Origin of the sequence: Nocardiopsis sp. NPDC007018, assembly GCF_040635075.1 — a bacterium.
Taxonomy (GTDB): Bacteria; Actinomycetota; Actinomycetes; order Streptosporangiales; family Streptosporangiaceae; genus Nocardiopsis.
The window spans coordinates 72427-85034 of record NZ_JBEYHA010000001.1 but is presented as its reverse complement, the minus strand read 5'-3'; the positions used below and the strand labels follow the sequence as shown (position 1 = coordinate 85034).

At 72.4% G+C, this 12608-nt stretch carries 13 protein-coding genes; 7 read left to right on the top strand and 6 right to left on the bottom strand.

The genetic code is table 11. The features are described from left to right. Positions 1–168 precede the first annotated feature (168 nt). The 5 genes from hemC to ABZ635_RS00345 all read right to left on the bottom strand — a co-directional run bounded on the left by hemC (position 169) and on the right by ABZ635_RS00345 (position 4621). The gene (hemC, locus tag ABZ635_RS00365; protein WP_357756586.1) at positions 169–1140 is read right to left on the bottom strand and encodes a hydroxymethylbilane synthase; all 972 of its coding nucleotides are present in this window, start codon (positions 1138–1140) and stop codon (positions 169–171) included. After that, a complete protein-coding gene (locus tag ABZ635_RS00360) occupies positions 1137–2648 on the bottom strand; it encodes a glutamyl-tRNA reductase (protein WP_357756584.1) in 1512 nt (503 codons plus the stop codon). Before ABZ635_RS00360 ends, hemC begins: the two co-directional genes overlap by 4 nt. A gap of 141 nt (positions 2649–2789) precedes the next feature. Next, a complete protein-coding gene (locus ABZ635_RS00355; protein WP_357756582.1) occupies positions 2790–3482 on the bottom strand; it encodes a redox-sensing transcriptional repressor Rex in 693 nt (230 codons plus the stop codon). 580 nt (positions 3483–4062) lie between these two features. Then, positions 4063–4329, bottom strand: coding sequence for a glutaredoxin family protein (locus ABZ635_RS00350; protein WP_357756579.1), 267 nt, complete (start codon positions 4327–4329; stop codon positions 4063–4065). Positions 4330–4363: 34 nt separating this feature from the next. Continuing rightward, complete coding sequence (locus ABZ635_RS00345) at positions 4364–4621, bottom strand: MoaD/ThiS family protein (RefSeq protein ID WP_357756577.1); 258 nt, start codon at positions 4619–4621, stop codon at positions 4364–4366. A gap of 109 nt (positions 4622–4730) precedes the next feature. Here ABZ635_RS00345 and ABZ635_RS00340 point away from each other — a divergent pair, with 109 nt between their 5' ends. From ABZ635_RS00340 to ABZ635_RS00310, 7 genes are all read left to right on the top strand, one after another. Then, positions 4731–5561, top strand: coding sequence for a response regulator transcription factor (locus ABZ635_RS00340; RefSeq protein ID WP_357756575.1), 831 nt, complete (start codon positions 4731–4733; stop codon positions 5559–5561). Positions 5562–5913: 352 nt separating this feature from the next. Continuing rightward, positions 5914–6933 carry a hypothetical protein gene (locus ABZ635_RS00335; protein WP_357756572.1) on the top strand — a complete coding sequence of 340 codons (1020 nt, stop codon included), beginning with the start codon at positions 5914–5916 and terminating at the stop codon, positions 6931–6933. 142 nt (positions 6934–7075) lie between these two features. Beyond that, positions 7076–8053 carry a mycothiol synthase gene (gene mshD / locus ABZ635_RS00330; protein ID WP_357756570.1) on the top strand — a complete coding sequence of 326 codons (978 nt, stop codon included), beginning with the start codon at positions 7076–7078 and terminating at the stop codon, positions 8051–8053. A 282-nt stretch (positions 8054–8335) separates the two neighbouring features. Next, on the top strand, positions 8336–9301 hold the full coding sequence (gene pstC / locus ABZ635_RS00325) for a phosphate ABC transporter permease subunit PstC (RefSeq protein WP_357756568.1): 966 nt from the start codon (positions 8336–8338) through the stop codon (positions 9299–9301). Further along, complete coding sequence (gene pstA, locus ABZ635_RS00320) at positions 9298–10374, top strand: phosphate ABC transporter permease PstA (RefSeq protein ID WP_357756565.1); 1077 nt, start codon at positions 9298–9300, stop codon at positions 10372–10374. Before pstC ends, pstA begins: the two co-directional genes overlap by 4 nt. A gap of 14 nt (positions 10375–10388) precedes the next feature. Next, positions 10389–11168: a phosphate ABC transporter ATP-binding protein PstB gene (gene pstB / locus ABZ635_RS00315; RefSeq protein ID WP_357756562.1), complete on the top strand. Its 780-nt coding sequence runs from the start codon at positions 10389–10391 to the stop codon at positions 11166–11168. After that, entirely contained in the window at positions 11168–12133 is a 966-nt protein-coding gene (locus ABZ635_RS00310; RefSeq protein ID WP_357756559.1) for a nucleoside hydrolase, read from the top strand. Before pstB ends, ABZ635_RS00310 begins: the two co-directional genes overlap by 1 nt. On the opposite strand, the gene ABZ635_RS00305 is transcribed toward ABZ635_RS00310, so the two are convergent. Then, on the bottom strand, positions 12120–12539 hold the full coding sequence (locus tag ABZ635_RS00305) for a PaaI family thioesterase (protein WP_357756556.1): 420 nt from the start codon (positions 12537–12539) through the stop codon (positions 12120–12122). The genes ABZ635_RS00310 and ABZ635_RS00305 overlap by 14 nt on opposite strands. Positions 12540–12608: the final 69 nt, after the last annotated feature.

Here is a 12608-nt window from a genome sequence, read left to right as displayed (position 1 = left end):
CTCGTGTGTGGGTCGCCCGCGCCCCGGGGTGCGGAGTCCGGGGCGGTGACGGGGAGGTGGCGGTGCGGTGGCCCCACCCCCTCCCCTGGGCGACGGGCGGAGTCGGCCCGGGTTCGGCCGTCCGTGGGTCCGTGTGGTGCGGCGCGGACGCGGACCGGAAGGGACCGGTTAGGTGGCGTCCCGCTCGGCGAAGGCCTCGGCGACGATGCGGTCGGCGCCCTCGGCGATCATCTGACGGGCCAGGTCGCGGCCGAGCCCGACCGCCGCGTCGAGGTCATCGGGAGAGGCGAGGTCGATCGTGCGCTCACGGCGCACGGCGGTGGCGCCGTCGGTGGAGACCACGGCGGCGCGCAGGCGCAGGCGGTCCCCGCCGTACTCGGCGAAGGCGCCCACCGGGGCGGCGCACCCGGCCTCCAGTTCGGAGAGGACGGTGCGTTCGGCGACGACCTCGGCGCGGGTGGCCGGGTGGTCGACGGCGCCCAGGTAGGCGAGGTCGGCTCCGGCGCGTTCGGCGCGGCACTCCACCGCCAGGGCGCCCTGGCCGGGTGCGGGCAGCATCTGCTCGGGCTCGAAGACGTCGGTCACGTCGTCGCGTCGGCCCACCCGGCCCAGACCGGCGTAGGCCAGGACGACGGCGTCGAGCTCACCCGAGGAGACCTTGCCCAGGCGGGTCTCGGCGTTGCCCCGGATGGGGACGTACACGAGGTCGGGGCGGAGCGCGCTGAGCTGGGCGACGCGGCGCGGGGAGCCCGTGCCGACCTTCGCCCCGGCGGGGAGGTCGGCGAACTTGAGGCCGTCGCGGGCGCACAGGGCGTCCCGGGGGTCGTCGCGTTCGGGGATGGCGGCCAGCACCAGGCCCTCGGAGGGCGCCGTGGGCAGGTCCTTGAGCGAGTGCACCGCGAAGTCGATGGACCCCGCGACCAGCTCGTCGCGCAGGGCGTTGACGAACACCCCGGTACCGCCGAGCTGGGTCAGGTGGGCCTTGGTGACGTCGCCGAAGCTCGTGATGAGCTCCAGCTCGATCGCCTGCCCGGTCCGCTCGGTGATGGTGTCGGCGACCCCCTGGGACTGGGTGGTGGCCATGGTGCTGCGGCGGGTGCCGAGCCTCGCGGGTACGGCGGTGGTGCCTTCTGCGGTCATGCCTTCTCCTGTGCGGGCCGCGCGGCGGTGCTGCGGCTTCCGGGACAGGTCTCCCCGTCCGGGTTCTTCGGGATCTGGAGGTCGAGGTCGAACAGCTGGCGCAGGGCGGCCTCGTAGGACTCGCCGTCCGGGGCCGCGGCCAGTTCCTTCACACGCACGGTCGGTCTGTGCAGCAGCTTGTCGGCGACGCGGCGCATGGCCCGGCGGATCTCCTCGCGGGTGCGCTCGTCGAGGTCGTCGGGGAGTCGGCCGTGCAGGCGGGCGAGCTCGGACTCCACCACCCCGCGGGCCTGGGCGCGCAGGGCGACGACGGTGGGGGCCACCTCGTTGGCGCGGCGGATCGCGCGGAACTCGCCGACCTCCTCCTCGACGATCCCGCGTACGAGCGGCAGCACGCTGGAGTGGCCGGAACCGTGGTCGCCCCCGGAGGCGACCGCCTGGCGGAGGTCCTCGATGTCCACGAGGCGTACCGAGGGCAGGTCGCGCACCCCCGGGTCGATGTCGCGGGGCAGGGCCAGGTCGAGGAAGACCAGGGGGCGGGTGCGCCCCTCGGAGGCCGCGGCCACGGCGTGGGCGGTGAGCACGAGACCCTGGGCTCCCGTGCAGGAGATGACGAGGTCGACCCCGGCTAGCGCGGAGGCCGCCTCCGCGAAGGGGACGGAGCTGGCGCGCACGGTGTCGTAGGCCTCGTTGAGGCACTCGGCCAGCCGGGCGGCCCGCTCGGGGGTGCGGTTGGCGACGATGACCGTCCCGGCGCCCTGGCGGGCGACGGTGTTGGCGGACAGGGCGCTCATGGAGCCCGCTCCGAGCACCAGGACCCTGGCTCCGGTGAGCGGGCCCGAGGGCAGCGCGGCGTCGAGGGCGCGAGGCGCGGGGCTCTCGTCGGTGTCGGCGGGGCGGGCGCCCCGGCCGGACATGGGGCACCCCGCGGGCGGGGTGACCTCGGCGGCGGGCAGCGACGGGTCCGGGGTGACGGCGAGGTCGCGGGTGGCGACGGTGAGGCCGAAGCTGACCATGTCGGCCCCGGCGTGGTCCAGGTGGGTCTCGGTGTGGGCGCGCTTGCCGACGCGCAGGGCGCGCTGTCCGAGGTCGTTGAGGACCCGGCCGACCGAACCGGTCTCCTGGCCCTCCTTGAGGGAGTCGCGGACCTGGCCGAGGATCTGCCCCTCGCCGACGACCATGGAGTCGAGACCGCAGGTGACGGAGAACAGGTGCTGGACGGCGTTGTCCTCGTAGTGGGCGTAGAGGTGCTCGTTGAGTTCGCCGAGGGTCACGCCGGTGTGCCAGGAGAGGAGTTCGGTGATGGCCGCCACCCCGCCCCGGAAGTCCTCGACGTCGGCGTAGACCTCGGTGCGGTTGCAGGTGGAGACCACCATGACCTCGTTGACGGCGTCGGAGCCGACCATCTCACCGACCGCCCTGGTACGCGTCTCGCCGTTCAACGCGACACGTTCGAGCAGCGCCACCGGCGAACTCCGGTGGCTCAACCCCACGGCCAGGACACTCATCCGCACTCCTATGCAGGCACTAGGTCTCTCCATGTTCGGGCACGGGCGCGCGCTCCCGCCGTCAGCCCCCCGAAACGCGGCGCGCGCTCGCTCCTCGCCGCCGCCCGGTTCTGGAGCCCGTGCCCCAGGACCCGGCCCGTCTCACGTCACTTCCAGCCCCGACCTGTTCACCTGACCGTCACCGTCGGCCCGGCGCTGCGCGTGGAAGGCGAGGATCTGGAGTTCGATGGACAGGTCGACCTTACGCACATCGACCCCGTCGGGCACATTCAGCACGACGGGGGCGAAGTTGAGGATGCTGGTCACGCCCGCCTCGACGAAGCGGCTGGCGACACCCTGCGCGGAACCGGCCGGTGTGGCGATCACGCCGATCGACACGCCCTTCGTACGCACAACCTCCTCCAGGCTGTCAATATGCCTCACGTCCAGGGACGCGACGGACCGGCCGACCACCTCCGGGTCGGCGTCGAGCAGGGCCGCTATCCGGAACCCGCGGGTGCCGAACCCCCCGTAGTTGGCCAGTGCGCGCCCCAGGTTGCCGATGCCGACGATGGCCACGGACCAGTCCTGGGTGAGACCAAGCTCACGCGAGATCTGGTAGATGAGGTACTCGACCTCGTAGCCCACGCCTCTCGTCCCGTAGGAGCCCAGATGGGAGAGGTCCTTGCGGAGCTTCGCCGAGTTCACCCCGGCGGCCCCGGCCAGCCCCTCGGAGGAGACGGTGGCGGTGCCCCGTTCCTGGAGGGCCTGGAGGGCGCGCAGGTAGACCGGCAACCGGGCGACGGTGGCCTCCGGGATTCCCCTCTCCCGGGGCCGAGGCGGACGAGTTGTCACAGGGTGGCGCTCCTGGGGGCGGTGGATGCGGGCGGGTCGCGGGGTCGTGGCACGGGGCCGGGCGCCGACCGCCGCGCACACGCGCCTTCCCCGCCCTACGGGTCGTGGGAACCCCAGATTACGTGCTTGTGAAAGCACGCACAAAGTGGGGTCGGATGTGACACCCCCCGAACGGGTTCCCATGAATGCACCGCCCGAGGGGCGATCCCGAACACGAGATCACATCAGCCCCATTTCGGGCGCGGGGGCTCCGGGCGCGAGGAGGCGGAGAAGTCGCCGACGCTTCCGGAACACTCCCGAAAAAGGGACGGGAACGCGACGGTCCGGGGCCCGCCGAACCCGAGCGGAAGGGATACGGAAAGCGCGGGAAAGCGACACGGAGGGCGCGGCGAGGCCACGCGCGAACGGTGCGAAAGGGCACCGCCGACCCGCGCCGGGCCCGCCGCGCATCCGCCAGGGTCGCCCCGAGGGGGAGTGGGGAGAGGACCCCGAGAACAAGCCCGGCGCGCATCCGCGCAGGTCGCCCCGCTCCCGCACGCCCCGCCTCCCCGGCCTCCGGACCGGGCCCCGGGAGGCACGCTCAGGAGGAGAGCGCGGACCGCAGCCGCTCCTCGGACACCCGCCAGAAGTCGTGGCGCCGACCGTCGACGAACGTCACCGGGATCTTGTCCCAGTACTCCTCGCGGTCGGCCTCCGAGACCCCGGCCAGATCCTGCTCGGCCCGCTCCACCCCGAGGTCGTCCGTCACCCGGCCGATGACCGACCACGCCTCCTCGCACAGGTGGCACCCGGGCTTGCCGAGCATGACCACGCGGGCCGCCCCCCGCCACTGCTGGGTTTCCGTCATGTTTCGCTCCGATTCCGCCTCGGCACCCACCACCTCACCCGCCCGCGAACGGCGGTAGGACCTCGATCACAGTCCCATCCGTGACCGCTACCTCACCGTGCGGCCTCCGTCCCACGGGAGCCTCGTCCACCAGGAGCGACGAAGCCCCGAGCACGCGCCGGAAACGGTCGTCGGGGTGCAGGAGACACGCCGCCTCGAGAGCGGCGGCGAGGGTGTCGGCATCCACCGTCTCCTCCGCCGTTCCAGCCGCTTCCTTCGCGGAGGCCCAGTACCGGATAGTGCACTTCGCCATCAGTTGATTATCCTTGGTGTTGCTCGGAGGCGACTTATTCGACAGATCTTCACCGGGGGCAATGGCGCCTTCGATCGCCCGACACAAGCGGGCCGACGAGAAGAGACGCATGAGCCATCTGCTGTTACTCACGAACTCGAACGAACCGTCCGACCACGTTCTTCCCGCCCTTGGACTCCTCCTGCACTCGGTGCGGGTGGCCCCCGCCGAAGCCGGAGCCCTACTGGCCTCCGGAGTCGGCGGGAACCCGGGCGCCCCGGTTGACGCCATTCTGGTCGATGCGCGAACCGACCTGGCGGCCGCCCGTAACTTCTGCCGTCTGCTGGACACCACCGGGCTCGACTGTCCGCTGCTGGTCCTGCTCACCGAGGGCGGTGTCGCGGCCCTGACCCCGGACTGGCAGGCCGACGACTTCATCCTGGTCACCGCGGGCCCCGCAGAGGTCGAGGCCCGCCTGCGGCTGGCGGTCGGAGCGGCCGAGGCCGGGTCCGACGACCCGGACGAGATCCGCCGGGGCGACCTCGTGATCGACGAGGCCACCTACATCGCCCGTCTGCGCGGACGCATCCTCGACCTCACCTTCAAGGAGTTCGAGCTCCTCAAGTTCCTGGCACAGCACCCCGGCCGGGTCTTCACCCGGGCGCAGCTGCTCCAGGAGGTCTGGGGCTACGACTACTACGGCGGCACCAGGACGATCGACGTCCACGTGCGGCGCCTGCGCGCCAAGCTGGGCTCGGAGTACGAGTCCCTCATCGGCACCGTCCGCAACGTGGGCTACCGCTTCGTGCCGGACCCCGTCACCAAGAGCGGGGCGACCGGCAAGGGCGGCACCGCACAGCGGTCCGCGCCAGCGGCCGAGGGGACGGCGGAGGCGAAGACGGGAACGGAGGCGGAGACGGCGGAGGCCGTACCCGCCAGCCGCACCGCCGGGTCCTCCTAGCCGATGACCCGGCCCCGGGCCCGCCAGCGCCCGGCGCCGCACCACGGCCTCCCCGGGGCGCCCGCACGGCGGGCGCCCCGGAGCCGTGTCCGGACCCGCCGCGCCCCTCCCCCACGTGCGGGCCCATGCGCCCCGTTCCGCCCTCACGCCCCGTCCCCGGTTCCGAGCGGTCCGGCGCCCGCCGCACCCGCGCACCTGATTGACCCGGCGCGCACCCTCGTGCTCGACGGCCCCACGCCCTAAGATCGGTGGGGCATCCGACGGACGGGCGTCGGCAGGCGTGGCGGAGGCCCGTCGCCGGGTGCGGCCCGAGCCGCTGACGGCGCGCCACCGGAGGAGTGAGATCGCACCGATGCCGACCCCCGCTACCCACGCCCCCCACAGACCCCGCCTGAGCAGTGTCCTCGGTGCGGCCTTCGTCGGTTCCGCGCTGGTCGCCGTGATGTCCCCGGCCCACGCCGACCCGGCCCCGTCCGCCGCCGTCTCCTTCGTCAGCGAGGCCGACACCGTCGAACTGGGCACCGAGGCCCCGCCCAACACGCTCTCGGTGACCAACACCGGCCCCCTCCCCATCTGCCTCATCGACCTGAGCACCGACGCCCCCGAGTTCCGCACGGGCGCTCCGGACGCCACCCTGATCTCCCCGAACGTGACGACCCGCGCCACCGTCACCGGCGCCCCCCGGCAGGACGCCACCGTGACCGCCCTGCTCAGGTACGCGGCCGCCCCCGAGGACGGCCGCTGCCAGGACGTCGACGAGGGCCAGGTCCAGGAGGCCGCGTCGAACACGTGGACGGTCACCGTCACCGAGCCCGTACCCTCGCCCACCCCCACTCCGACGCCGACCGATAGCCCGACCGCGAGCCCGACGCCCACGGAGGAGCCGTCCGAACGGCCGACCCGGACCCCGAGCCCCTCCCCCACGGAGTCGGCCTCCTCCACACCGTCCCCGAGCCCCACCCCGAGCCGGACCCCCACGCCGTCCCCGACCGCCAGCGAGAGCAGCTCACGCGGCGGATCGAGTCACGACCGCGCCCCGGCCCGGACCCCGAACCGGCCGCCGAGTTCCACCGTGGGGACCGCGCCCACCAGCGGCGCCGACATCCCCACGCTCCCCCGCGACGAGGCCGACCTGCCCGACCTCGCCCCGGGCGCGTCCCAGGACCTGGCCGAACTCCCGCTGGTCACGCCCACCGCGAACGAGGACAACGAGACCGAGATCGCGGCCGACCACTCCGACATGGGCCCCTCGATCGCACCGGCGGTCCTGCTCGCCGCGTTCCTGCTGGCCCTGCTGCTCGCCACCCCGCTGGCCCCCGCCCGCCGGGTCCGGCTCGGCGGCGGATACCAGGGCAGACGACGCAGGACGTGACACCCCTCCGGCGGTTCCGGGACCGGGGCGAGGGCCCCGGTCCCGGACCGGCCGGGCTCCCCCGCGCCGCGCCGGGCGTCCCGCTTCCCCTTGGGGGAGTCGGCATGTGGAATTCGGCCGACAGGATCTAGGATTCTGGCTCATGAGTACCCCGCTAGTCACTGACAACCTCGCGCCGGAGCTGGTCGGACCCGTCCTGGCCCTGGCCGACGCGGCCCGCACCGAGGACGGGGCCGTGCCGCTGTCCGAGCACACCGTGCTCCGGATCAGACACGGAGCCCCCGCCGGCAGCAGCCGCTTCCACGTCGTCCAGAGGGACGGCGCCGTCGTGGGGTTCGCGTTCGTGGAACGGGGCGAGGACGAACCCGACTCGGGCGAGGTCGTCGTGCACCCCGCGCACCGGCGCGACGGACACGGCTCCGCGCTCCTGCGCTCGATCCGCGACGACGCGGGCCCCCACGGCGTGCGGGTGTGGGCGCACGGGCGCACCCCCGGTGCGGTCTCGGTGGCGGAGTCCGAGGGCTGGGCGCCGGTCCGCGAACTCCACAAGATGCGCATGCCCCTGCGCGACCTGGGACCCGAGGTCCCCGGCGGCCCCCGGACCGCCCCCGAGATCCCCGAACCCGCCCTGCGGCCCGAGGTCGCCGAGCGGGTGCGCATCCGGCCCTTCGTGGTGGGACAGGACGAGCAGGCGTGGCTGCGGGCCAACGCCCTCGCCTTCGCCGACCACCCCGAACAGGGATCACTCACCCTCGACGACCTCCTCCAGCGCGAGGTGGAGGACTGGTTCGACCCCCGGGGCTTCTTCGTGGCGGCCACCCGCAACGGGACCATCGCCGCCTACCACTGGACCAAGACGCACGCGGACGGCGCCGGGCTCAGCGACGACGAGGCCGTCGGCGAGGTCTACGTGGTGGGCGTCGACCCCGCCTGGCAGGGCACCGGTCTGGGCCGCGCCCTCACCCTGGCCGGACTCGCCCACCTCCGCGACGCCGGGCTGCCCTGGGTGCACCTGTACGTGGACGGTGACAACGAGGCCGCGGTACGCCTCTACGAGTCCCTCGGGTTCTCCATGTGGGACACGGACGTGATGTACGCGCCCGCCGACACCCGCGCCTGACCCACCCCGCGGGCCGCCCCCGGGCCCCCGGTGACGTGCGGCTTGTCACATTCACCGGCCCAACCCCCACCCGCCACAAGAGTGCGACGCCGCGTTCACCTTCCGTTCATCTTCTCTGGGACAACTGGTCACTTCCTGCGCCTACCTTCGCATTCGGCACGGATCGGCCGTTGCCCGCGCGTCGGCCGTGAGACCACGGCCGGGCCCCGCGCGGTGCGCGTCCGTCCCGCCGGGACGCGGACAGGCGACCAGCCCCGCCCACCTTTCCGAACCGGAGAACCCATGACGACCACGGACGCGCCCAAGGCGGCACCGCCGCCCGCGGGCAAGCGCCGGATCGGCGATGTCGTTTTCGCCGGGCTCGCCCGAGGATCAGGACTGCTGATCCTGCTGATCCTCGCGGGTGTGGCCGCCTTCCTCCTGGTCCAGGCCTGGCCGTCACTGCTGGCCAACACCTCGAACTTCCTGACCGACCAGTCATGGGACGCCAACGTCCGCGAGAACCCGTCGTTCGGTGTGGCCGCGCTGGCCTTCGGCACCGTCATGGCGGCGGCGATCGCGCTCCTGCTGGCCACCCCGGTCGCCATCGGCATCGCGCTGTTCATCGTCTACTACGCGCCCCGACGACTGGCCACCACGCTCGGCTACCTGGTCGACCTGCTCGCCGCCATCCCCAGCGTGGTCTACGGACTGTGGGGGATGATGGTCCTGGCCCCCAAGCTGGTGCCGGTCTACGAGGGCATGACAACCTACCTCGGCTGGATTCCGCTCTTCGCGGGCCCCGCCTCCACCTCGGCCCGCACGCTGCTCACCGCGGGCATCGTCCTGGCCGTGATGATCCTGCCGATCATCACCGCGATGTCCCGCGACGTGTTCCACCAGGTCCCGCAGGGCCACCGCGAGGCCGCGCTCGCCATGGGTGCCACCCGCTGGGAGATGATCCGCCTCGCCGTCCTGCCCTTCGGCAAGTCCGGGATCGTCGGCGGCGCCATGCTCGGCATGGGGCGCGCGCTGGGCGAGACCATGGCGGTCGCCATGATCCTCTCCCCGTCCCTGGCGATCTCCTTCAACCTGCTCCAGAGCGGCAACCAGACCATCGCCGCGCACATCGCCCTCCAGTACCCGGAGGCCACCGGCTACGGCGTGTCCGCGCTGATCGCCGCCGGTCTGGTGCTGTTCGCGATCACCCTGGCCGTCAACATGGGCGCCCGCTACGTCGTGGCCCGGGGCAACAAGGAGTCCGCATGAGCACGACGACGCAGCCCCCCGCCCCCGAGGCGGGCCCGGCCGAGAACGACCTCCGCTCCGGCGCCCTGCCCACCCGCTTCCCGCAGGTCCTGCTGGCCGCCTGCGCGCTGGTGGTCGCGGGCGTCCTGGCGGCCTTCTCCTCCTTCGGCGTGGTCCTGTGGGCGCTGCTCACCGCCGTCTCCTACGTGGTCATCGTCGTGACCGCCTCGGCGCGGATCGAGGGCGGCCGCAAGGCCAAGGACCGCCTGGTCACCTCGCTCGTCTACTCGGCGTTCCTGCTCGCGATGGCGCCGCTGGTGTCGCTGCTGTACACGGTGGTCGGCTACGGCCTCGACCGCTTCGACGGCTACTTCCTCACCGTGTCGATGAACGGCGTCCTGCCGAGCATGGACGCGGGCGGCGTCTACCACGCGATCGTCGGCACCCTGGCGATCACCGGCATGGCCACCCTCATCTCGGTGCCGATCGGTGTCCTCACCGCCGTCTACCTGGTCGAGTACGCCCAGGGCCGCCTGAAGAAGGTCATCACGTTCTTCGTGGACGTCATGACCGGTATCCCGTCCATCGTCGCGGGCCTCTTCGTGGTGGCGCTGTGGATGATGCTCTTCGGGCCGGGCAAGACCAACGGCGCGGCGGGCGCGATCTCCCTCGCCGTGCTGATGATCCCGGTCGTGGTCCGTTCCAGCGAGGAGATGCTCCGGCTGGTCCCCCGCGACCTGCGCGAGGCCTCCTACGCCCTGGGCGTGCCCAAGTGGCGCACGATCACCAAGGTGGTGCTCCCCACCTCGGCGGCCGGTCTGACCACCGGAATCATGCTCGCCATCGCGCGTGTTATCGGAGAGACGGCACCGCTGGTCCTCACCGCGGGGTCGTCGGCCGTGTCCATCAACTGGAACCTGTTCGACGGGCAGATGATGAGCCTGCCGGTGTTCATCTACTCGCAGTTCCGCATGGGTGGGGCCGTCAACTACGAGAGGGCCTGGGCCGCCGCGCTGACGCTGGTCCTGACGGTCATGCTGCTGTTCGTCCTGGCCCGCGTGATCGGCCGCCTCTTCGCACCCAAGACCCGCTAAATCGAGGAACACCTGTGGCGAAACGAATCGACGTCTCCGGACTGCACGTCTACTACGGCGACTTCCTCGCGGTCGAGGACGTGTCCATGACCATCGAGCCCCGCTCCGTGACGGCGTTCATCGGCTCCTCCGGCTGCGGCAAGTCGACCTTCCTGCGCACCCTGAACCGGATGCACGAGGTCACCCCGGGCGCCCGCGCCGAGGGCAAGGTCCTCCTGGACGACCTCGACATCTACGGCCGCGAGGTCGACCCGGTGATGGTCCGCAGCGAGATCGGCATGGTCTTCCAGAAGGCGAACCCGTTCCCCACGATGTCGATCTACGACAACGTGATCGCGGGCGCCCGGCTCAACAACAAGCGGATGAGCAAGGCCGAGGCCGACGAGCTGGTCGAGGAGTCGCTGCGCGGCGCCAATCTCTGGGAAGAGGTCAAGGACCGGCTGGCCAAGCCCGGATCGGGCCTGTCCGGCGGCCAGCAGCAGCGCCTGTGCATCGCCCGCGCCACCGCGGTGAAGCCGTCCGTCCTGCTCATGGACGAGCCCTGCTCGGCCCTGGACCCCATCTCGACCCTGGCGATCGAGGACCTCATTCACAAGCTGAAGGAGGACTACACGATCGTCATCGTCACCCACAACATGCAGCAGGCCGCCCGTGTCTCGGACCGGACCGCCTTCTTCAACCTGTCGGCCCCCGGCAAGCCCGGCAAGCTGATCGAGATGGGCGAGACCAACCAGATCTTCACCCGCCCGGAGAAGAAGGAGACCGAGAACTACATCACCGGCCGGTTCGGGTGATGCCCGTGCCCCTGGTGATCGACACCGACACCGCGCAGGACGACTGCGTGGCGCTGCTGGTCGGGCTGCTGGACCCGGCGGCCGACCTGCGGGCGGTGACGATGGTGGCCGGGAACGTGGGGTTCGACCAGCAGGTCCGCAACGCCTTCATGACGCTGAACGCCGCGGGCGGTCGGTTCGACGTGCCCGTGTACCTGGGGTGTCGACGGCCGCTGGTCCGCGAGTGGGTGAGCGCCGAGAACGTGCACGGGGACGGCTCCGGGGGCCTGTCCATGGACCAGGAGGGTCTGGAGCCCCGCGGCGAGCACGCCGTGGACGCGCTGGTCCGGTTGGCCGCCGAGAACCCCGGCGAGCTGTCGGTCGTGGCGATCGGCCCGCTCACCAACATCGCGGCCGCCGTGGTCAAGGACCCCGACTTCGCGCGGAACGTGGGATCGCTGTACGTCATGGGGGGCTCCAACAACGGCCGGGGCAACATCACGGCCGCCGCCGAGTTCAACTTCTACGTGGACCCCGAGGCCGCCAAGGCGGTGTTCGCCGCCGGGTTCGACGTCACCGTGGTCCCGTGGGACCCGCTCACGCTCCGGCAGGCCGTGTTCGGCCAGGACCGGCTCGACCGGATCGCGGCGCTGGACACGCCCCTCTCCCGGTTCTTCACACGGATCTGCGCGGCCACCCTGGAGTTCGACCGCAGGGTGGGCATCGACGGCACCACCCACCCGGACTCGCTGACCGCGGCCCTGCTCCTCCACCCCGAGCTGGTGCGCGCGGCCTCGCGGTACCACGTGGACGTGGAGACCGCCGGTGAGCTCACCCGGGGCTACTCGGCGATGTCCTGGGGGGTGCACGGGCTGGAGCCCAACGCCCGGGTGGTCGAGGAGATCGACGCGGACGGCTTCTTCGAGTACGTGCTGTCGCTGCTGGCCCGCGAGACGGCACCGCCGAGGGAGATCACCGCTCGGTGAGGGTGATGGTGCCCTGCGCGGCCGCCACGACCCGTTCGGCGCCCTCCCCGTCGACCATCACGAGGTCGCAGCGGCACACGGCCCGGCGCCGGGTGGACTCCAGGACGTGCGCGCGGGCGCTGAGCGTCGTGCCCCGGGCCGGGCGCAGGTACTCGATGGCGAAGCCGCTGGTGAGCACGGAGGCCCCCAGGACCGTGCCGCCTGCGAAGGTGAGCGCGTTGTCGGCCGCGTAGGCGAGCACCCCGCCGTGGAGGAAGCCGTTCTGCTGGAGGAGCTCGTCCCGCACGTCGACCTCCAGCACGGCCCTGCCCGGTTCGAAGGCCGTGACCCTGGCCCGGACCAGCCCGCTGAAGGGCTGGGCCGCCAGGACGCGCTGGGCGAGCTCCGGGGTGATCTCCTCGGCCATGGTCTTCCCTCCGACGTCGGTACGACCACCCTAGGCGCTCGCCCGGGGCGGGACCGGTCCCGATGTGAG